This window comes from Amycolatopsis sp. NPDC051371 (assembly GCF_040682155.1).
Taxonomy (GTDB): Bacteria; Actinomycetota; Actinomycetes; order Mycobacteriales; family Pseudonocardiaceae; genus Amycolatopsis.
The window spans coordinates 89,806-109,878 of sequence record NZ_JBFBAG010000004.1; the positions used below are offsets into that span (position 1 = coordinate 89,806).

Here is a 20,073-nt window from a genome sequence, read left to right on the forward strand (position 1 = left end):
GGAAAGATGTTCACCAGCAGGGAGATGCGCACCAGCAACAGGATCAGCACGCGATCGCTCCCGTCGTGACGAACAGGTGGCGGTCGACCGTCCAGCGGCCTGCGCGCCACACCGGCACCACTCGCGCCCGGCCGTGGTCCGCGCGGAGCACGCCGACCTCCGCGAGCCGGCGTCGGCCGCCGGGCTCGCGTCGCATGTGGAGGACCACGCGGATCGCCGCGACGAGCTGGCTGTGCACCGCTTCACGACCGAGGCCGCCGAGCGCCGCCAGTGCCTCGATACGGGCCGGCACCTCGGCCGGTGAGTTCGCGTGGACCGTGCACGCGCCGCCGTCGTGGCCCGTGTTCAAGGCCGTGAGCAAAGCGCCGACCTCGGCGCCGCGGACCTCGCCGACCACCAGCCGGTCCGGGCGCATGCGCAGCGCCTCGCGGACGAGCTCCGGCAGGCCCACCGCGCCCGCACCCTCCACATTGGCCGGGCGGGCGACGAGGCTGACGAACTGGGGGTGCGCGGGCTGCAGCTCGCCGGCGTCTTCGACGCAGACGATCCGTTCGGCCGGGTCGACCGCGCCGAGCAGCGCGGCCAGCAGCGTCGTCTTGCCCGCGCCGGTGCCGCCGGTGACGAGGAACGCCATCCGCCGCGAAACAACGGTCTTCAGCAGCTTCGCGCCCTCCGCGTCGAACGCGCCGAGCTCCTGCAGTGTCGTGAGGTCGTGCGTTGCCGGGCGGAGGACACGCAGGGACAGGCACGTGCCACCGGCCGCGACCGGTGGCAGGACGGCGTGTATCCGGATGCGGCCGTGCGGGCCGGAGCCCGGGAGCCAGCCGTCCACATAGGGCTGTGCGTCGTCGAGCCGCCGGCCGGCCGCGAGTGCGAGGCGCTGCGCCAGGCGGCGAACGGCTTCCTCGTCGGTGAACCGGATGCCGGTGCGGGCGAGGCCGTCCGGACCGTCCGTCCAGACCTCGTCCGGGCCGGTGACGAGCACGTCGGTCGTCGCCGGGTTCTCGAGGAGCGGGGCCAGTCGCCCGGCGCCGATGAACTCGTCGCCGGCTCGGCGCGCCGCGTCGAGCACCGCGTCGTGGCCGAGGGCACCGCCGGCTTCGGCGCGGACCGCCGTCGCGACGGCGACCGGATCGGCTTGGCGGCGATCGCCCGCGAGGCGGTTGCGGACGCGGTCCACGAAGTCGGTGCTCATGGTTTCACCGCTTTGGTCCGGTTGCGGCCGGCTGTCACGCGGGTACCGGCCAGCACGGCCAGGAAGTTCTCCGCGCTCACCGGGCCGCGGCCGGCGAGGGTCAGGACCGTGGGCAGCAGGAGCTCGGCCACCCTGATCGGCGGTCCCGGCGGGCGGAGCCGGGCGTTCATCGGGCCGCCGCCCGGGCCTCGCGGCGCGCGACCGCCAAGACGTCCGCTGCCGCCGTCGCCAGCGGACCGGACGGCTTGGCCGGGAACTCGCCGCGTTCGATCGCCACCGGTAAGCCCCGCTCCGGCGCCATCGACGCCAGCAGGGGCGGGCCGAGGAGACCGGCGGTCCGGACTGGTGAGACGCCGGCCCGGGACCGTCCACACGCGACCACGCCCAGGCGCGCCGTCAGTTCCGACAGGGGCCGCAGCACCTGCTTCGCCGCCATGCAGGCGCGGAACTCCACCGGCACCACCAGCACCACCAGGTCGGCCACGGCGACCGCTTCCGCCGCCGCGTCGCCCAAGGTTCGCGGGAGGTCGCAGATCACCGTGCGGCCCGAACGGCGGCCGGCGGTGAGGACCGCCGACAGCGACTCGACCGCCGGGCCCTCGCCCTCCCGGCCGCACGCCAGCACCGGCAGGCTGCCGCCGCGATGTCTTCGCTGCGGGAGCGCCGCCGCCAGCGCCGGTACCGAGACGCGGCCGCTCAGCCGCACTTCCGACCAGCGTGGCCCCGGCGCTTTTTCCAATCCCAGCAACAGGTCCAGGCCGCCACCGAGGGGGTCGCAGTCCACCAGCAGGGCACCGCCCGGATCCCGGTCGGCCGCCAGCGCCAGCGTCGCGGCGAAGACGGACGCGCCCGCGCCGCCCCGGCCGCCGACGACGGCGAGCACCAGGCCGGCTTCCTCCGCCGGGGTCTCGACGACGTCGGCGAACGCCCCCGCGAGTTCGGTCTCCTCGTCGGGCAACGAGATCACCCGCTCGACTCCGACGCGGAACGCGTGCTCCCACGTCCGGGTCCCCGGACTGCCCTTGCAGACCAAGAGGATCCCGGCCCGCCGGGGCAGGACGGGCGCGAGCCGCACGGCTTCTTCGTCGAGGACCACCAGCGGCGCCCGGGGCCAGTGTGCGCGGGCCGCCGTCAGGTCCGGCGCCCGGTCGAGCTCGCAGCCCGCCACCGCGGCCACGCGCAGGATCTCGTCGAGCACGGTTTCGTCCGCGGCGACCACGATCGGTCGTTCCCCCGTCATGCGTTCCTCCCCCGTCGTCGGTGCGGGCCGTGGGTGGCCCGGGTTCCACCGTCGCGGTGGGCGGCTCGGGGGCGCAACGGGTCGGGCGGGCAGCTGTGGACAACCGGGGTGTTGTGGACAACTGCGGTCCGGCGGACGGCACGCGGGCCGGTTCGGTCGGGGGTCTGTGGCAGGATCGCGCCCGCCCGCGACGCACGTGCGGCGGGAAACACGGGGAATACCCGCGTCCGAAGATTCGACCGCGCCGAAGAAACGACGATCCAGCCCGGGAAAACGGAATCGAGAAAGGTAAGCGGAAGGCAAGACGGTCCGCGAACCGAAAGGCAAGAAGGAGGTTAAGAGGGCGGCCCCCGCCAGGGGGGAGGGACGGGGGCCGCCGTGGGTTCAGCCCCGGGGGGTCGGACTGAACCAGCCCGGTTGGACACCGGGCTCCCTCACTGTAACTCCGCCGACAGCCGGTTCGCGCGCCGGGCGAGGCACACAGTTCGGTAACGGCACAGCGCGCCGGAAGTGCCTTCCTGTCATGGATTTTCCGCCGCCGCGCGACGCGCGTGGTGGACCAACGGGACGCGCCGCGATCAAGCTCTTATCCTGGGCACGTGGCCGAACCGAGCAGCGCCCCGTCGCGCATCCGGAACCCGGGCCCGGAGCACGCGGTGGCCGCGTTCTTCGACCTGGACAAGACGATCATCGCCTCGTCGAGCGCGCTGGCGTTCAGCAAACCATTGCTCAAAGAAGGATTGATCAACCGTCGCGCCGCGTTGCGCAGTGCCTACGCGCAGCTGGTGTTCTCGCTCGCCGGCGCCGACGAGAACAAGACCGAGCGGCTCCGGGCCGAGGTTTCCGCGCTGTGCGCGGGCTGGGACGTCGCGCAGGTTTCGGCGATCGTCCGCGAAACCCTGCACGACGTCGTCGACCCGCTCGTGTACGTGGAGGCGGCGGAACTGATCGCACGGCACCGCGAAGACGGGCACGACGTCATCGTGCTGTCGGCGACCGGCGAGGAGGTCGTCGCGCCGGTGGCGGAGATGCTCGGCGCGACCCGCAGCGTCGCCACGCGGATGCAGATCGTCAACGGCCGCTACTCCGGCCAAGTCGACTTCTACTGCTACGGCGCCAACAAGGCTGTGGCCGCGAAGCAGCTCGCCGCTACCCACGGGTACGACCTCGCCGAGTGCTTCGCCTACACCGATTCGAGCACCGACATCCCGCTGCTCGAGGTCGTCGGGCACCCGCACGCGGTCAACCCGGACAAGCTCCTGCGGCGCGAGGCCCTCGATCGCGGCTGGCCGATCCTGGCCTTCGACCGGCCGATGTCGCTGCGCAGCCGGATCCCGACACGATCGGCGGGAATGGTGGCCCTCGGCGTCGGCGCGGTGGCGGCCGGAGCGACCTGGTACGGCCTCAATCGTCGCCGTCGGTCCCGATAGCCGCGCAAGGCGCCACCCACACGGCCGTACGGCCTCCGCTTTGCTTGGCCCAGCCCCGAATTGTCCGTCGCGCAGGGTGCCGGTGTCACCCGATCCAGCCTCTGTACCGGTGCACCCGTCCGCGCACTTGAAGTGACCGGGCTCACGGCGTAGAAAGTAGGTGCGGACGTTCGGTCGGCCAGGGAGCAGGTAGAAGAGAAGCCTGTTCCACCCCGGCAAACCTCCGTGCGCGGACTCCGGGTACCCACGCGCAGCGCGCCGCGGGAGGCTCGTCGTCTAGGGACTGCGTAGTGGGACGCCACACGCCGAGTCCATGTAGGTACGACCAGAGTTGCACGCTTGGTCGCCCGAGAAGTTCGCGCTCTGCAGGCGGCGCCCGTTGGCCCTAGGCCACGGGCGCCGCCTCGTTTACGTCCAGGGACAGGGGGCACAGCCACCACCCGTTCGGCCGCCTCGCACCTTGCGAACGGCGACTTTCTTACCGATCCGGGTACGAACGGTCCGTTGGTGCTGTCGGTCGATGGACATCGACGGATTCGGTGAGTAGCTTCCCGATACTGGCGCTTCCGAGTGGACTTCTGACGTCCGCCGAGCGCCCGCAACTTTCTGGGAGGCTGGTCGTGACGACCCGAAATCGGAGGTTCCATGCGCTCGCCCTGCCCGTCGCGGGGGTGCTCGCCCTCACCGGTGTGGGTGTCGCGGCCGCGGCGAGTGCACCGCGGGTGACCGCGGACGCGCAGGCGGAGGCCGCGGCGACGCAGGCGCTGCGTGGGCTGACGCTCGAGCAGAAAGTCGGGCAGCTGTTCGTCACCTGGGTGAACGGCAAGTCGGCCGACGAAGTGAACCCGAAGAACCAGACGGACTTCGGCGTCGACACCCCCGCTCAGGTCATCCAGAAGTACCACCTGGGCGGCGTCATCTACTTCAACAACGACTCGCGCGACAACTTCGACGACCCCGTGCAGGTCTCGAAGCTGTCGAACGGCCTCCAGAAGGCCGCCATCACCAGCGGGGCGCACATCCCGCTGCAGATCGGCGCCGACCAGGAGGGTGGCACGGTGACCCGGATGGGCGCGCCCGCCACCGAGTTCCCCAACGCGATGGCCATCTCGGCCGGGCGCGACACCGGACGCGCGACGAAGGCCGCCACGATCCTCGGCCAGGAGCTGCGGGCCGTCGGCATCAACCAGGACTTCGCGCCCGACTCTGATGTCAACTCCAACCCCGTCAACCCGGTCATCGGCGTCCGGTCGTTCGCCGGGCAGCCGGGCTTGGCCAGCGACTTCGTCACCGCCGAGATCAAGGGCTTCCAGAAGTCGGTGGCCGCGACCTCGAAGCACTTCCCCGGCCACGGCGCCGCGCCGACCGACAGCCACACCGGGCTGCCGCGGATCGACAGCACCGAGGACCAGTGGCGGGCCACCGACGTGCCGCCGTTCAAGGCCGCCATCAAGGCCGGCATCGACTCGATCATGACCGCGCACATCCAGTTCCCCAGCCTCGACCCGTCGCTGGAGCCCGCGACGCTGTCGAAGCCGATCGTCACCGGCAAGCTGCGCAACGAGCTGCACTACAACGGCGTCGTCATCACCGACTCCCTCGAGATGCAGGGCGTGCGCGAGATGCACAGCGACGCCGAGATCCCGGTCCTCGCGCTCAAGGCCGGTGTCGACCAGCTGCTCATGCCGGTGCACCTCGACGTCGCCGTCAACTCGGTGCTCGCCGCCGTGAAGTCCGGTGAGATCCCGATGCAGCGGATCGACCAGAGCGTGCTGCGGGTGCTGACGCTGAAGTTCAAGAGCGGCATCCTCTTCTCCCCGTTCGTCGACCCGAACCGGGTGATGAAGACCGTCGGCACGCCGGCGAACCTCAAGACGGCGCAGGACATCGCCGACCGCGGCATCACGGCCGTCGCGAACGACGCCGGTCTCCTGCCGCTGAAGCAGAAGCCCGCCACGGCGCTCGTGACCGGCTGGGGCGTCTCCACGACGACGACGCTCGCGCAGAAGCTGACCGCCCACGGCACGGCCGCGACGGCCTACCAGACCGGTCAGGCCCCGACGGACGCTCAGATCGCGCAGGCGGTCGCCAACGCCCGGAACGTCGACCTCGTCGTCGTCCTGACCAACAACATCGGCGGCTTCCCCCTGCAGACCAAGCTCCTCGACGCTCTGCAGGCCACCGGCAAGCCGGTCGTCGCGGTCGCCGCGCAGATCCCGTACGACGCCGGTTACGCGTCCACGGTGAAGACCTGGCTCGCGACCTACGGCTACATCGGGCCGACCCTGGAAGCACTGGCCAAGGTGATCCTCGGTGAGACGAAGCCGGTCGGGAAGCTGCCGGTCGACATCCCGGCGGGCGCCGACGTGCACACCGTGAAGTACCCCTTCGGCCACGGGCTGACCTGGTGAACCTGAACCGGCGCCACTTCCTCGGCGCGGGTGCGCTCGCGGTCCCGGCCCTGGCGGGCGGCTCGGCCGTCGCCGGTGCCCAGCCCGAGCCGCAGGCCCAGGACCAGGCGCATCCCGGTCGCGTCCTGACCGGCGCCGAGCAGCTGGCCGCGCAGGGCTGGCGGTCCTTCAAGGGCCGCAAGCTCGGCGTCCTGTCGAACCCGACCGGGGTCCTGCTGAACGGCGACCACATCGTCGACTCGATGGTCGCGGCCGGCGTGCGGCCGGTCGCGGCTTTCGGGCCCGAGCACGGCTTCCGCGGCAGCGCGCAGGCCGGCGGCTCCGAAGGCGACTACACGGACCCGCGCACCGGCGTACCCGTGTACGACGCGTACGGCGCCGACGCGACGAAGCTCGCTTCGCTGTTCACCAAGGCGGGCGTCGACACGGTCGTCTTCGACATCGCCGACGTCGGCGCGCGCTTCTACACCTACATCTGGTCGCTCTACACGGCGATGGTGGCCGCGGCGCAGGTCAAAGCCGCCTTCGTCGTGCTCGACCGGCCGAACCCGATCGGCGGCCGGGCGGCCGGCCCGCTGCTCGACCCGAAGTTCTCCTCGGGAATCGGGAAGAAGCCGATCGTCCAGCAACACGGCATGACCGTCGGCGAGCTCGCGCGCTTCTTCGCCGAAGAGTTCCTGCCCGGCGAAGGCGTGAAGCTGGAGCGCCTCGACGTCGTCCAGGTACGCGGCTGGCAGCGCGACACGCTCTTCGCCCGGACCGGGCTGAACTGGGTGCTGCCGAGCCCGAACATGCCGACCCCGGACACGGCGCTCGTCTACCCGGGCACCGGCATGTTCGAAGGCACGGTGTTTTCCGAAGGCCGCGGCACGACCAGGCCGTTCGAGATCATCGGCGCGCCCGGGCTCGACTGGCGCTGGCGCGAGAAGCTCGAGGACCTCGCGCTGCCCGGCGCCCGGTTCCGCGAGATCTACTTCGTGCCGACGTTCAGCAAGTTCGTCAACCAGACCTGCGGAGGCGTGCAGGTCAGCGTCGACGACCCGCGGGCCTTCGACGCGATCCGCACCGCGGTCGCCATGCTCGTCACGGCGAAGGCGCTGCACCCGGACGTCTTCGCCTGGCGTCCCGACAACTACATCGACAAGCTCTCCGGGTCCGACCGCCTCCGGACCATGGTCGACGCCGGCGCGGGCGTCGACGAGGTCACCGGGGCCTGGCGGGCCGAGCTCGCCGAGTTCGACCGGAAACGTCGTCGCCACCTGCTCTACCGCTGAGGGGGAACTCGTGCGTGCTAGGAAGGTCATCGCCGCGGCCACCGGAGTGCTGGTCGCGCTGACCACCTTGACTTCGGGAGCCAGCGCCATCACCGGACACCACGACGACGCGGGCCGCTTCGACCGGCCGCAGCAGGGCTTCGCCCCGGCGTGGACGACGTTGCGCACCGCGAGCCCCCGGGAGGTGAACCTCGACCCGGCGCCGATCAAGGCCGCCGAGGACTTCCTCGCGAGCTGGACGAAGCCGGACGCCACCGGGCACCCGCACTTCTCCGGCGCGGTCGGCCTGCTGGCCCACGACGGCGTGGTCGTCGACCGGTACGCCGTCGGCGGCGCGCTGCGGTACGCCGACGCCGCGGGGACCGAGCTGCCCGCGGACCAGCAGGTCCCGATGCGGAACGACACCATCTTCGACATGGCGTCGATCTCGAAGCTGTTCACCTCGATCGCCGTGCTGCAGCTCGTCGAACGCGGTCAGCTCACCATCGACACCCCGGTGAGCCGGTTCTTCGCGGAATTCGCCACCGGCGACAAGGCCGCCATCACGATCAAGATGCTGCTCACGCACGTCTCGGGATTCGACGCCGACCCGATCCCGTCGCTGTGGGCCGGCTACCCGGACATCCCGTCGCGCCGGCAGGCGGTGCTCGACAGCCCGCTGAAGAACAAGCCGGGCACGACCTACCTCTACTCCGACATCAACCTGCTCACCCTCGGCTTCATCGTCGAGAAGCTGACCGGGCAGTCGCTGGACAAGGTCGTCCACGATCGGATCACCGCGCCCCTGGGCATGGTCGACACCGGGTACAACCCGCCCGCGGCGAAGCTGAACCGGGTGGCCGCGACGGAGTACGAGGCCAACCCGCCACGCGGGATGGTGCGCGGCAGCGTGCACGACGAGAACGCGTGGTCGCTCGGCGGCGTCGCCGGGCACGCCGGGGTGTTCAGCACCGCGAGCGACATGGCCACCCTCGCCCAGACGATGCTCAACGGCGGCAGCTACCGCGGGCACCGGATCCTCCGCGAGGAGACCGTGCGGCAGATGATGCTGACGAACTACAACCAGCAGTTCCCGGACGACGCGCACGGCCTGGGCTTCGAGCTCGACCAGCCCTGGTACATGGGTGCGCTGGCCTCCCCGGTCACCGCCGGGCACACCGGCTTCACCGGGACGACGCTGGTCATCGACCCCGAGTCGCGCTCCTTCGCGATCCTGCTGACCAACCGTGTGCACCCGAGCCGCAACTGGGGCTCGATCAACACCGCGCGCCAGGTGTGGGCGACGTCGCTGGCCAGGGCGATGGCCGTGAAGCCCGAGGTCGGGAAGGAGGCCTGGACGAGCACACTGGGTAACGCCAGCGCGGCCACGCTGAGTACCCGCCCCTTTACTACGCAAAGTGATCAAGCACGAGTGTCCTTCTACGCCTTCGTGGATACCGAAGGAACCACTGATCCATTACAGCTGCAGGCGTCCATCGACGGGGTGAACTGGCAACCGGTCACCCTCTCGGTTTCCGGACCGGGCGCACCCTCCGGAGATGTGACGTCGCTCTCCGGGCACGGGCACCGTGCCTGGTGGAAGGCGAGCGGCCCGCTGCCCCAGGGCGCGTCGGTGAGCCTGCGATGGCGTTACAGCACCGACCCGAACTACACGGGCCGCGGCGTTTCGGTCGACGGTGTGAAAGTCACCGAGAGCGGCCGATCACTCCTCGACGGTGAACGGAACCCCGCCGCTTTTGTTGCTGAGGGTTGGCAGTTGAGCTCACGGTGACCACGTTGTCGCACACTGTCGACCTTATGGCCGAGTTAACCGTCTCCTTGCCGTTTGCACCGCGACACTAAGTTGCCAAGTCGTTAGCTTGACCTCGTTAACAAGAGCGACCTGGTTGGCGACTTTCTGGTCAGTGATTAATCGCAAATCCAGATCCGCAGACACGGACGGGTTGCGTTAAGACTGAAGGGTGTGGGTAGCCTTGTCGCAGATGCCAACGGTTAGTAACTTTCCGACGGTGAGTGATACCGAATCCGTAGTCGGCACGGCACCGTCCGAGCCCGTATCGGTCCAGACGGCCGTGCGGGACGCGGACTCCAGCCCGCTGGTGCGGATCCGGTCGCTGCTCCCCGGCCTGGCCCGCGCCGAGCAGCGCGTGGCGAAGGTGGTGCTGGAGGATCCCGCGCACGTCGCGAGACGCAGCATCACCGAGGTGGCCCTGGCCGCCAACACGAGCGAGACGACGGTGACGCGCTTCTGCAAGGCCGTCGGCGTCGGCGGGTACCCGCAGCTGCGCATCGCGCTGGCCGCGGACACCGCCCGCACCGAGGCGCGCACCACGCGCAACCTCGGCGGCGAGATCGGCCCGGACGACGACCTGGCGGCCGTGATCGGCAAGGTCAGCTTCGCCGACGCGCGGGCCGTCGAAGAGACGGCGGACCAGCTCGACGTCGCCACGCTGGAGCGCGTGATCGAGGTCGTCGCGAGCGCCGGCCGCGCGGACGTCTACGGCGTGGGCGCCAGCGCCTTCGTCGCCGCGGACCTGCAGCAGAAGCTGCACCGCATCGGCCGCGTGTGCTTCTCGTGGTCGGACACGCACATCATGCTGACCTCGGCCGCGGTGCTGAGCCCGGGCGACGTCGCGATCGGCGTCTCGCACACCGGTGCGACCACCGACACCGTCGAGGCGCTGCGGGTGGCCCGTGAGCACGGCGCGATCACCATCGCCGTGACGAACTTCCCGCGGTCCCCGATCACCGAGGTCGCCGACTACGTTTTGACCACGGCAGCGCGGGAAACCACGTTCCGTTCGGGGGCGACGGCGAGCCGCATCGCCCAGCTCACCGTCATCGACTGCCTGTTCATCGGGGTCGCGCAGCGGCACATGGACGCGTCGGTCAACGCCCTGGACGCCACCAGGGACGCCGTCGGCTCGCACCGCCTGGGGGTCAGGCCGGACGGTCGTCGCCGTCCGCGGGAAACCGGCAAGTAATGACCGGAGAAAATGTGAGGCGCATGATGACCGTCCCCGTGCAGGCGGTGCACGTCGATTCGCCGACCGAAACCCGCAATCCCCGCACCACGGACATCGACCTGATGTCCACCGCGGGGATCCTGGGCGCGATCAACGCCGAGGACCGCACAGTCCCCGGCGCCGTGGCCGCGGTGCTGCCCCAGGTGGCGCGCGCGGTCGACTACGCGGTGGACGCCCTGCGGGCCGGTGGCCGGGTGCACTACGTCGGTGCGGGGACGTCCGGGCGCCTGGCCACGCTGGACGCGGCCGAGCTGGTGCCGACGTTCAACGTGCCGGCGGACTGGTTCATCGCGCACCACGCCGGCGGCGAGCGCGCCCTGCGCCAAGCCGTCGAAAACGCGGAGGACGACGACGGTGCCGGTGCGGCCGAGATGGCCGCCATGGTCCAGCCGGGCGACTTCGTGCTGGGGCTGACGGCGTCGGGCCGGACGCCGTACGTCTTGGGCGCGCTGCTGGCCGCGTCGCGCCAGGGCGCCCACACCGGCCTGGTATCGGGCAACCCGAAGGCCGCCAAGCCGGCGGGCGTCGACGTGCTCATCGCCGTCGACACCGGCCCGGAGGCGATCGCCGGGTCGACCCGGATGAAGGCGGGGACGGCGCAGAAGATGATCCTCACGTCGTTCTCCACGGCGACGATGATCAAGCTGGGCCGCACTTATTCGAACCTGATGGTCAGCATGCGGGCCACGAACGCGAAGCTGCGCGGCCGGACCATCCGGATCCTGCAGGAAGCCACCGGCATGACGATGGCGGACTGCTCGGACGCGCTCACCGAGGCCGGGGGCGACCTCAAGGTGGCGCTGGTGCACTTGCTGTCCGGGGAGGACGTCAAGAACGCCGCGAAGGCGCTGCACGCTTCCGGCGGGCACGTGCGCAAGGCGCTGGACTTGGTGCGGGTGCGCGCCAGCTAGAACTCATTGCCGTCCATCTGTTCACCTGTCTAACCTCTCAGATGAGGGAAGGCTGGTGGCGATGGCGGGCACGGGCACGATCGAGGACTCGCGGCGCGGGCTTTCGCGCCGCGAGTGGGTGTCGATCGGCGGGATGGCGGGGTTCATCCTCCTGTTGAACGTCGTGGGCTGGGTGGTGCTGGCCGCTTTCGTCGCACCTCAGCACTACGACCTCGGCGCGTCCGGCGTGTTCGGGATCGGGCTGGGCGTCACGGCGTTCACGCTCGGCATGCGGCACGCGTTCGACGCCGACCACATCGCCGCGATCGACAACACCACCCGCAAGCTGATGGCCGACGGGCAGCGTCCCCTCTCGGTCGGCTTCTGGTTCTCCCTCGGGCACTCGACGATCGTCTTCGCGCTGTGCCTGCTGCTCTCTCTCGGCGTCCGCGCGCTGGCCGGGCAGGTCGAGGACGACTCCTCGGCGTTGCACGACGCGACCGGCATCATCGGGACGTCGGTGTCCGGCGTGTTCCTGTACGTGATCGCGATCCTCAACCTCGTCGTGCTGATCGGCATCCTGCGGGTGTTCAGGCGGATGCGTCACGGCGAGTTCGACGAGGCGGCGCTGGAGCGCCAGCTGAACAACCGCGGGGTGATGAACCGCCTGCTGCGTGGCGCGACGAAGTCCGTGCGCAAGCCGTGGCACATCTACCCCGTCGGCGTGCTGTTCGGCCTGGGCTTCGACACCGCGACCGAGATCGGGCTGCTGGTGCTCGCCGCCGGCGCCGCCACGTTCGCCCTGCCCTGGTACGCGATCCTCGTGCTGCCGATCCTCTTCGCCGCCGGGATGAGCCTGTTCGACACCGTGGACGGCTGCTTCATGAACTTCGCCTACGGCTGGGCGTTCGCGAAGCCGGTGCGCAAGATCTTCTACAACATCACGGTGACGACGTTGTCGGTCGCCGTCGCGTTCGTCATCGGCACGATCGAGCTGGTGTCGATCCTCACCGAGAAGCTGGACATCACGTCGGGACCGCTCGCCGCGATCGCTTCGGTGGACCTGGACTACGTCGGCTTCGGGATCATCGGGCTGTTCGTGCTGACGTGGGTCGTCGCGCTCGCGGTGTGGCGGTTCGGGCGGATCGAAGAGAAGTGGTCGGCGAAACTGTCCGATTAAGACGCCGCATCCGAAATGCTCTTCGCTTCGCGCGCGCCCGCTTCGAACGCTTCGCAGCAGAAGAGCAGCCACGCGCGTACGCCTTCGGGCTCCCCGCTCGCGAATCCTTCGGCGGCTTCGAGATAGCGAGGCACGCGGCGGAAGAACGCGACTTCGGGAATGCTCAGGGCTTTCGGGTCCAGGCCCGTCGCGACCATCGTCAGCCGCGCCGCGGCTCGCGCCACGACGCCGTCCGCGCTGCCGAACGGCTTGAGCGCCAGCAGTTCCCCGTGCACGACGGCCGTCAAGACCGGGCCCGGCACCGACGTCGCGCCCGTCACGAGCTGGGCGAGCAGTTCGAGGCGGCCACCGCCGGAATGCGGGCGCCCCAACGCATCCAGGTCGTCGACGAGGTCCGCCGCGGCCAGGACGTGCAGCCGCGCCAGCGCCTGCAGCGGCGCCCGGCGCCAGGTCGGGAGCAGCGTTTCCAACGTCTCCGCGACGCGCAGCGCGCCGGCGAGCACCGGATCGGCGACCGCGCCGTCCGCGGGCAGTTCCGGGTTGGCGCCCTCGATCCCGGCGGACGCCCGCGCCGCGCGGACCGACGCCTCGGCCGCGGTCGCCGCGCCGCCGCGGAGGTTGGCGGGCAGCCGGTGCACCGCGAAGACGGCGTCCTGCGCGGACTTCGCGGCCGCCGCGACGCCTTCGAGGTCGAGAAGCGGCTTCAGCGGATCAGGCATCGAGCACCTGGCCTTCGCGGGAGACCACGGGCGGCAGCACCGACCACGGGAAGTTGATCCAGCGGTCGGTGTGCCGCCAGACGTACTCGCACTTGACCGTGGAATGCGGCTTCTCGTAGACGACGGCCGAGCGCACCTCGGCGACGTGCTCGACGCAGAAGTCGCGGACCAGCTTGAGCGTGGCGCCGGTGTCGGCGACGTCGTCGGCGATCAGCACCTTCTTGCTCGTCAGGTCGACGACGTTGGGCACCGGCGGCAGCATCACCGGCAGGTCGAGGCGCTGGTCGACGCCGGTGTAGAACTCCACGTTCATCACGTGGAGGTTCTTCACGTCGAGCGCGTAGCCGAGCGCGCCGGCGACGAACAGCCCGCCGCGCGCGATGGACAGGATGAGGTCCGGCGCGAAGCCGTCGTCGGCGATGGTGTGAGCCAGTTCACGGCTCGCGGTGCCGAACAGCTCCCAGCTCAGCTCTTCCCGCTCTTCGGCCATCGATCTCGCCCTTCGTCGTGGTCAGCCGAGCATAGGCAACGCCGAAGTGGACTTCGGAAACGCTCGGAAATTGGCTATCAGAGGAAGCCATTGCGGCGCTTACGGTGATCACGTGAGCGACTGGAGCACCCGACCGACCCTGTCCGGCGAGCACGTCCGCCTGGAACCGTTGACGCCCGAGCACGCCAAGGGCCTGTTCGAAGCGGGCGCCGACCCGGGCATCTGGGCGTGGCTGAGCATCAAGCAGCCGGGGGATCTTCCCGCGGCGGAGCGCATGGTCGAAGAGACGCTCGCCGACCCCGACCGGCGGCCCTTCGCGCAGATCGACGTCACGTCCGGCCGCGTCGCCGGGACGACGTCGTACTACCAGGTCGTCGAGAAGCACCGGATCCTCTCGATCGGGCACACGTGGATCGGCGCGGACTGGCAGCGCACCGGACTGAACACCGAGTCGAAGCTGCTCCTGCTCACGCACGCGTTCGAAACCCTTGACGCGCAACGGGTCTGCTGGGAGACCGACATCCGCAACCTGCGCTCGCAACGCGCCATCGAGCGGCTCGGCGCGCTTCGCGAAGGGGTGCTGCGGGCGCACCGGATCCGGCCGGACGGCTCGTCGCGCGACACCGTCACCTATTCGATGCTGGCGCCGGAGTGGCCGGCGGCGAAGGCGCGGCTGAACGAACGCTTAGTCACCGGGGCTCGCCTGGCACGGTGAACCGAGAGGGCAACGTGGGTGCAACCTTTTACAAGGCGGACTAACGTCGCTAGCGTGCCGCTAGCCGTCATGTCGGCGCACTACAGGAGGCCTTGCAACCATGACCGAGCAGTCCCCAGCCCTGGACAACCTGCTCACCGAGAGCCGCACCTTCCCGCCCAGCGACGAATTCGCTGGCCAGGCCAACGCGAAGGCCGACCTCTACGCCGAGGCGGACGCCGATCGCGAGGCGTTCTGGGCGAAGCAGGCGGAGCGGCTGACGTGGGACACGAAGTGGACCACGGTACTGGACTGGACCAATGCGCCGTTCGCGAAGTGGTTCGTCGGCGGCAAGCTGAACGTCGCGTACAACTGCGTCGACCGGCACGTCGAGTCCGGGCACGGCGAGCAGGTCGCGATCCACTGGGTCGGCGAGCCCGGTGACACGCGGGACATCACCTACGCCGAGCTGAAGACCGAGGTTTCCAAGGCCGCCAACGCACTCGCGTCGCTGGGCGTCACCGCGGGCGACGTCGTGGCGATCCAGCTGCAGATGGTCCCCGAGGCCATCTTCGCAATGCTCGCGTGCGCTCGGATCGGGGCGCTGCACAACGTCGTCTTCGGCGGCTTCTCGCCGACGGCGCTGCGGGCCCGCGTCGACGACGCCGCCGCGAAGGTCGTGATCACCTCCGACGGGCAGTTCCGCCGCGGCAAGGCCGCGCCGATGAAGGCCAATGTCGACGAAGCGCTCGAAGGCGCCGAAACCGTCGAGAAGGTCATCGTCGTGAAGCGCACGGGCGACAAGCTCGAGGGCGACGTGTCGTGGAACGACTCCCGCGACGTCTGGTGGCACGAGCTCGTCGACGGACAGTCCGAAGAGCACACTCCCGAGGCGTTCGACAGCGAGCACCCGCTGTTCATCCTCTACACGTCCGGGACGACCGGGAAGCCGAAGGGCATCCTGCACACCTCCGGCGGCTACCTGACGCAGACGGCCTACACGCACCACAACGTCTTCGACCACAAGCCCGGCGAAGACGTCTACTGGTGCACCGCCGACATCGGCTGGATCACCGGCCACAGCTACATCGTCTACGGCCCGCTCGCCAACCGCGTCACGCAGGTCGTCTACGAAGGCACGCCGAACACCCCGCACGAGGGCCGGCACTGGGAGATCATCCAGAAGCACAAGGTCTCCATCTACTACACGGCACCGACGCTGATCCGCACGTTCATGAAGTGGGGCGCGGAGATCCCGGAGAAGTACGACCTGTCGTCGCTGCGGGTGCTGGGCTCGGTCGGCGAGCCGATCAACCCCGAGGCGTGGATCTGGTACCGCGAGAACATCGGCGCGGGCAAGGCGCCGGTCGTCGACACGTGGTGGCAGACCGAGACCGGCGCGATCATGATCTCGCCGCTGCCGGGCGTCACTTCCGCGAAGCCGGGCTCCGCGCAGAAGGCGCTGCCGGGGATCTCCGCGAAGGTCGTCGACGACCAGGGCAACGAGGTCGGCCCGGGCGGCGGCGGGTACCTGGTGCTCGACAAGCCGTGGCCGTCGATGCTGCGGGGCGTCTGGGGCGACGAGGAGCGCTTCCGCGACACGTACTGGTCGCGCTTCAAGGACCAGGGCTTCTACTTCGCCGGCGACGGCGCGAAGTACGACAGCGACGGTGACGTCTGGCTGCTGGGCCGCGTCGACGACGTGATGAACGTGTCCGGCCACCGGATCTCGACGACCGAGGTCGAGTCGGCACTGGTCTCGCACCCGACGGTGGCCGAGGCCGCGGTCGTCGGCGCGACCGACCCGACGACCGGCCAGGGCATCGTCGCGTTCGTCATCCTCCGCGGCAACGCGGTCGATGGCGGCGAGGAGGCCATCCAGGCCCTGCGCAACCACGTCGCGAAGGAGATCGGGCCGATCGCGAAGCCGCGTCAGATCATGGTCGTGCCGGAGCTGCCGAAGACGCGCTCGGGCAAGATCATGCGCCGTCTCCTCCGCGACGTCGCGGAGAACCGGCAGGTCGGGGACGTCACGACGCTGGCCGACTCGTCGGTGATGGACCTGATCTCGTCGGGCCTGAAGTCGGGCAAGTCCGAGGAGTGAGCTAGCGTTCGGTGAGTCAGAGCCCTTCCGGCTTCGCGCCGGAAGGGCTCTGTCATGACACCCCGAGTGGCACGGCTCGAACGCATGTTCTACGCTGTGCCGCGAACCACCCCCCTTCCCGGGCAAGGAGACGACACGACGATGACCGTGGATGTCCTGACGCACGACGAGGAAACCGCCGAGGCCCCGGCTTCGGCTCCGGCTTCGGCTCCGGAGGTTTCCCCCGACGAGGCGACCGTCACCGAGTCCGCGTCCCCGGCCTCTTCGGAAGGCTCGACCGAGCCCGCCGCCGAAGAGGCCCCCAAGCCGAAGCGCGGCCGCCCGAAGGGTGCGGCGACGGCGTCGACGGCGAAGAAGACCCGCACGGTCGAGCTGACCCTGACCGTCACCGGCACCGCCGACGGCGAGTGGCAGGCCGAGCTGAAGAACGGCTCCAAGTGGGTCGCGAAGGGCCTCGAGATTCCGGCGGCGGCGGTTTCGCGGGCGGCGAAGGAGCTGCACGCGGACCTGTCGGGCCCGATCGACGAGGTGATCAACCAGGCCCGCGAGGCGCAGGCGGCGAAGGTCGCGGCGCTGGAGGCCGAGCTCGAGAAGGCCAAGCAGGCCCTCGCCGAGCTGGACGCCTGAGCTTCACTCCAGGGAGCGCCCGGTTCCGCATTTCGCGGGGCCGGGCGTTTCCGCTTTCCGGGGTCGGTTCGCGTACCCAGAGGGCCGGCTCAGGCGATCGGCGGCCGCTCCGGCAGCGGGGACTTGAACTCCACCCACATCGAGTCCGTCAACGCCTCCACGTAGTGGGTCACCTCACGCGGGTGCAGCACCGAATCCCCCGGCTCCAGCACCGTCTCCACCCCGTCCACCGCGCCGCGCAGGCGACCCGACAGGACGTAGACGATCGAGTCGTGGTCGTGCGCGTGCGGGGGCGAAGCCACCCCGGCCGGGTAGTGGATCAAGTACGCCAGGCCGCTCTCCGCCGTCTCCAGCAGCCGGAACCGGCCTTCGCCGCCCGTCAGCGGGAGGCCCTCCACCGTCACCAGCGGCTGCCAAACCTGCTCCTCCATGCCGCCCATGATGACCCACAACCGCGGAGTCCACACAGGACTCGCTTAGGTTAGGCACTCGTTATTTAGGCGAACCTGATCCAAACCGCAGGTCTCGCCACGATTCTCCGTTCGTGTTTCACTGGTCCCCGTGACCGAAATCGCCGTGCAGCACGCCCACGAACCGCACAAGGATCTGGGCGGAAAACTCAATTGGCTGCGGGCCGGGGTACTCGGGGCGAACGACGGGATCGTGTCGGTCGCCGGGATCGTGGTCGGGGTCGCCGGGGCGACCACCGAAAGCACGACGATCCTCACCGCCGGGATCGCCGGGCTCGTCGCCGGGGCCTTTTCCATGGCCGGCGGGGAATACGTCTCCGTGAGCACGCAGCGCGACACCGAACAGGCTTTGCTCCGGCTGGAAAAGCAGGAGCTCAAGATGATGCCGGAGGCCGAGGAGCGTGAGCTCGCCGGGATCTACGAGGACAAAGGGCTTTCCGCGGACCTGGCGAGCCAGGTCGCGCGCGAACTGACCGAAAAGGACGCCCTGCAGGCGCACGCGGAGGCCGAGCTCGGCATCGACCCGGACAACCTGACCAGCCCGTGGCAAGCGGCCTGGGCGTCGTTGCTGGCTTTCTCGGTGGGCGCGCTGCTGCCGATCCTGTCCATCGCCTGGGCCGGCGTCTCCCTGCGGGTGTGGGCGTGCGCCGCCGCGGTCGTCGTCGGCCTCACGCTGACCGGGTGGGTCAGCGCGAGGCTCGGCGACGCGAACGTGGGGCGCGCGATCCTCCGCAACGTCGGGGTCGGCGCCCTCACCATGGTCGTGACCTACTTCGTCGGGGTGCTCTTCGGCACCACGGTCGGCTAGCCGGCTCGAGGCACTCCTTCCCGCCGAGGGCCCATCAGCTCAGTGGACGCCCTTCATCAGCTTGCGGATGAAGGGGATGCCGAGGAACAGCAGCACACCGACGCCGATGGCGACCCCGCCGACCGTGCTGAAGTACGGCGCTTCGTCGTCGACGGAGTAGTACTCGGCGAGCTTGCCGGACATCGCGGTGCCGAACGAGATCGACAGGAAGTTCAGCGCGACCATCTGCGTCCGGAACGCCTCCGGCGCGAGCTTCGTCGACAGCGACAGCCCGACCGGTGAGAGGCACAGCTCGGCGATCGTGAAGACGAACAGGATGCCGACCATCGCGAGCATCGGGCTGGCGTTCTTGCCGCTGCCCACCATCGGCAGGAACAGCAGGAACGCCGCGCCCATCAGCACCGTGCCGAGGACGAACTTCATCGGCGTCGACGGCTGGCGCTCGCCGAGCTTCGTCCACAGCGCCGCCAGGACCGGGGCGAACACGATGATGAACACCGGGTTGATCGAGTTGACCCAGGACACCGGCAGCTCCCAGCCGAACAGGCTCCGGTTCAGCCGCTGGTCGGTGTAGGCCGCGACGACCGTGAACTGCTGCTGGTACAGCGAAAAGAACACCGCGCTCGCGATGAACATCGGGATGAACGAGAACACCCGGCTGCGCTCGTCGCCGGTGATCTTGCCGCTGGTCAGGATGACGAGGAAGTAGATCACCGAGATCACGCCGACCACCACGACGACGACGTCGGCGAGGTTGCCCGGGTTGACGACACCGGTCATCACGAGGGCCACGACCGCGGCGACCAGCACGAGGGCGGCCCCGATGGCCAGCAGCCGCTGCGACGACGGGAGCGGGTTCGGGATCTCCCGGGCCTTCTCGCCGAGGTTCTTGCGGCCGAACGTGTACTGGATCAGGCCGAGCGCCATGCCGATCGCGGCGAGGCCGAAGCCGAGGTGGAAGCCGACCTCCGTCTGCGCGAGCCCGGTCAGCAGCGGCCCGACGAAGCCGCCGAGGTTGACACCCATGTAGAAGATCGTGAAGCCGGCGTCGCGCCGTTCGTCGCCGTCGGCGTAGAGCGTGCCGACGATCGCCGTCGCGTTGGACTTCAGCCCGCCGCTGCCGACCGCGACGCAGACCAGGCCGACGCCGATCCCGGCCAGGCCCGGCAGCAGCGCCAGGCTGATGTGGCCGATCATGATCAGCACGGCGCTGTAGAACAGCGTCCGTTCGGAGCCGAGCAGCCGGTCGGCGACCCAGGCGCCGATGACGGCGGACAGGTACACCAGCCCGCCGTACGCGCCGACGATGCCGAGCGCGGACTCCTGCGCCAGGCCCAGCCCGCCCTGTTCGACCTTGTAGTAGAGGTAGATCGGCAGGATGCCGAGCATCCCGTAGTAGGAGAAGCGTTCCCACATCTCCACGCCGAAGAGGTTCGCCAGCCCTCGTGGGTGCCCGAAGAACCTCGTGTCCTGCTGGACCTCGGTAGAGGTGCTCACAACTCTGTCTTCCTTTGT

18 protein-coding genes are annotated in these 20,073 nt (G+C 69.9%); 11 read left to right on the forward strand and 7 right to left on the reverse strand.

Annotation, left to right across the window (positions count from 1 at the left end):
* Positions 1 to 43: 43 nt before the first annotated feature.
* From AB0M59_RS06860 to ssd, 3 genes are read right to left on the reverse strand one after another with little or no spacing between them, the layout of a single operon-like run.
* Positions 44 to 1,195 carry a TadA family conjugal transfer-associated ATPase gene (locus tag AB0M59_RS06860; RefSeq protein ID WP_364609930.1) on the reverse strand — a complete coding sequence of 384 codons (1,152 nt, stop codon included), beginning with the start codon at positions 1,193 to 1,195 and terminating at the stop codon, positions 44 to 46.
* Complete coding sequence (locus tag AB0M59_RS06865; RefSeq protein WP_364609933.1) at positions 1,192 to 1,365, reverse strand: hypothetical protein; 174 nt, start codon at positions 1,363 to 1,365, stop codon at positions 1,192 to 1,194. Before AB0M59_RS06865 ends, AB0M59_RS06860 begins: the two co-directional genes overlap by 4 nt.
* Entirely contained in the window at positions 1,362 to 2,435 is a 1,074-nt protein-coding gene (ssd, locus tag AB0M59_RS06870) for a septum site-determining protein Ssd (RefSeq protein ID WP_364609935.1), read from the reverse strand. Before ssd ends, AB0M59_RS06865 begins: the two co-directional genes overlap by 4 nt.
* A gap of 599 nt (positions 2,436 to 3,034) precedes the next feature.
* Here ssd and AB0M59_RS06875 point away from each other — a divergent pair.
* The 7 genes from AB0M59_RS06875 (at position 3,035) to AB0M59_RS06905 (ending at position 12,646) form a co-directional block, all read left to right on the forward strand.
* Entirely contained in the window at positions 3,035 to 3,865 is an 831-nt protein-coding gene (locus tag AB0M59_RS06875) for an HAD family hydrolase (RefSeq protein ID WP_364609938.1), read from the forward strand.
* A gap of 671 nt (positions 3,866 to 4,536) precedes the next feature.
* Positions 4,537 to 6,276, forward strand: coding sequence for a glycoside hydrolase family 3 protein (locus AB0M59_RS06880; protein ID WP_364610701.1), 1,740 nt, complete (start codon positions 4,537 to 4,539; stop codon positions 6,274 to 6,276).
* Positions 6,273 to 7,550, forward strand: coding sequence for a DUF1343 domain-containing protein (locus tag AB0M59_RS06885; RefSeq protein ID WP_364609940.1), 1,278 nt, complete (start codon positions 6,273 to 6,275; stop codon positions 7,548 to 7,550). Before AB0M59_RS06880 ends, AB0M59_RS06885 begins: the two co-directional genes overlap by 4 nt.
* A 46-nt stretch (positions 7,551 to 7,596) precedes the next feature.
* Complete coding sequence (locus tag AB0M59_RS06890; protein ID WP_364610704.1) at positions 7,597 to 9,321, forward strand: serine hydrolase; 1,725 nt, start codon at positions 7,597 to 7,599, stop codon at positions 9,319 to 9,321.
* Positions 9,322 to 9,532: 211 nt separating this feature from the next.
* The gene (locus AB0M59_RS06895; RefSeq protein ID WP_364609947.1) at positions 9,533 to 10,534 is read left to right on the forward strand and encodes a MurR/RpiR family transcriptional regulator; all 1,002 of its coding nucleotides are present in this window, start codon (positions 9,533 to 9,535) and stop codon (positions 10,532 to 10,534) included.
* A 23-nt stretch (positions 10,535 to 10,557) separates the two neighbouring features.
* On the forward strand, positions 10,558 to 11,487 hold the full coding sequence (locus AB0M59_RS06900) for an N-acetylmuramic acid 6-phosphate etherase (RefSeq protein WP_364609952.1): 930 nt from the start codon (positions 10,558 to 10,560) through the stop codon (positions 11,485 to 11,487).
* A gap of 61 nt (positions 11,488 to 11,548) precedes the next feature.
* Positions 11,549 to 12,646: a HoxN/HupN/NixA family nickel/cobalt transporter gene (locus AB0M59_RS06905; protein ID WP_364609955.1), complete on the forward strand. Its 1,098-nt coding sequence runs from the start codon at positions 11,549 to 11,551 to the stop codon at positions 12,644 to 12,646.
* On the opposite strand, the gene AB0M59_RS06910 is transcribed toward AB0M59_RS06905, so the two are convergent.
* Positions 12,643 to 13,365, reverse strand: a complete 723-nt coding sequence (locus AB0M59_RS06910; RefSeq protein ID WP_364609958.1) for an oxidoreductase — start codon at positions 13,363 to 13,365, stop codon at positions 12,643 to 12,645. The two genes, AB0M59_RS06905 and AB0M59_RS06910, sit on opposite strands and share 4 nt — an antisense overlap.
* Positions 13,358 to 13,855 (reverse strand): phosphoribosyltransferase, encoded by a 498-nt coding sequence (locus AB0M59_RS06915; protein WP_285477178.1) that lies wholly within the window; start codon positions 13,853 to 13,855, stop codon positions 13,358 to 13,360. Before AB0M59_RS06915 ends, AB0M59_RS06910 begins: the two co-directional genes overlap by 8 nt.
* A gap of 112 nt (positions 13,856 to 13,967) precedes the next feature.
* Between AB0M59_RS06915 and AB0M59_RS06920 the strand changes: the two genes are divergently transcribed.
* The 3 genes from AB0M59_RS06920 to AB0M59_RS06930 all read left to right on the forward strand — a co-directional run bounded on the left by AB0M59_RS06920 (position 13,968) and on the right by AB0M59_RS06930 (position 17,280).
* Positions 13,968 to 14,570: a GNAT family protein gene (locus AB0M59_RS06920; protein WP_364609961.1), complete on the forward strand. Its 603-nt coding sequence runs from the start codon at positions 13,968 to 13,970 to the stop codon at positions 14,568 to 14,570.
* Between the two features lie 100 nt (positions 14,571 to 14,670).
* Positions 14,671 to 16,653 (forward strand): acetate--CoA ligase, encoded by a 1,983-nt coding sequence (gene acs, locus AB0M59_RS06925; RefSeq protein ID WP_364609964.1) that lies wholly within the window; start codon positions 14,671 to 14,673, stop codon positions 16,651 to 16,653.
* A 141-nt stretch (positions 16,654 to 16,794) separates the two neighbouring features.
* Complete coding sequence (locus AB0M59_RS06930; RefSeq protein WP_364609967.1) at positions 16,795 to 17,280, forward strand: DUF6319 family protein; 486 nt, start codon at positions 16,795 to 16,797, stop codon at positions 17,278 to 17,280.
* Between the two features lie 89 nt (positions 17,281 to 17,369).
* Here the strand turns inward: AB0M59_RS06930 and AB0M59_RS06935 are convergent, their stop codons facing one another.
* Positions 17,370 to 17,711, reverse strand: coding sequence for a cupin domain-containing protein (locus AB0M59_RS06935; protein WP_364609970.1), 342 nt, complete (start codon positions 17,709 to 17,711; stop codon positions 17,370 to 17,372).
* Between the two features lie 130 nt (positions 17,712 to 17,841).
* Between AB0M59_RS06935 and AB0M59_RS06940 the strand changes: the two genes are divergently transcribed.
* The gene (locus AB0M59_RS06940; RefSeq protein WP_364609973.1) at positions 17,842 to 18,558 is read left to right on the forward strand and encodes a VIT family protein; all 717 of its coding nucleotides are present in this window, start codon (positions 17,842 to 17,844) and stop codon (positions 18,556 to 18,558) included.
* A 39-nt stretch (positions 18,559 to 18,597) separates the two neighbouring features.
* On the opposite strand, the gene AB0M59_RS06945 is transcribed toward AB0M59_RS06940, so the two are convergent.
* Positions 18,598 to 20,055, reverse strand: coding sequence for a peptide MFS transporter (locus tag AB0M59_RS06945; RefSeq protein WP_364609976.1), 1,458 nt, complete (start codon positions 20,053 to 20,055; stop codon positions 18,598 to 18,600).
* Positions 20,056 to 20,073 lie beyond the last annotated feature (18 nt).

Bases quoted from the DNA above. Each gene is read 5' to 3' on its own strand.
- AB0M59_RS06860 (WP_364609930.1), bottom strand. From the start codon at position 1,195: ATGAGCACCGACTTCGTGGACCGCGTCCGCAACCGCCTCGCGGGCGAT.
- AB0M59_RS06865 (WP_364609933.1), bottom strand. From the start codon at position 1,365: ATGAACGCCCGGCTCCGCCCGCCGGGACCGCCGATCAGGGTGGCCGAG.
- ssd (WP_364609935.1), bottom strand. From the start codon at position 2,435: ATGACGGGGGAACGACCGATCGTGGTCGCCGCGGACGAAACCGTGCTC.
- AB0M59_RS06895 (WP_364609947.1), top strand. From the start codon at position 9,533: ATGCCAACGGTTAGTAACTTTCCGACGGTGAGTGATACCGAATCCGTA.
- AB0M59_RS06900 (WP_364609952.1), top strand. From the start codon at position 10,558: ATGATGACCGTCCCCGTGCAGGCGGTGCACGTCGATTCGCCGACCGAA.
- AB0M59_RS06905 (WP_364609955.1), top strand. From the start codon at position 11,549: ATGGCGGGCACGGGCACGATCGAGGACTCGCGGCGCGGGCTTTCGCGC.
- AB0M59_RS06910 (WP_364609958.1), bottom strand. From the start codon at position 13,365: ATGCCTGATCCGCTGAAGCCGCTTCTCGACCTCGAAGGCGTCGCGGCG.
- AB0M59_RS06915 (WP_285477178.1), bottom strand. From the start codon at position 13,855: ATGGCCGAAGAGCGGGAAGAGCTGAGCTGGGAGCTGTTCGGCACCGCG.
- acs (WP_364609964.1), top strand. From the start codon at position 14,671: ATGACCGAGCAGTCCCCAGCCCTGGACAACCTGCTCACCGAGAGCCGC.
- AB0M59_RS06930 (WP_364609967.1), top strand. From the start codon at position 16,795: ATGACCGTGGATGTCCTGACGCACGACGAGGAAACCGCCGAGGCCCCG.
- AB0M59_RS06935 (WP_364609970.1), bottom strand. From the start codon at position 17,711: ATGGAGGAGCAGGTTTGGCAGCCGCTGGTGACGGTGGAGGGCCTCCCG.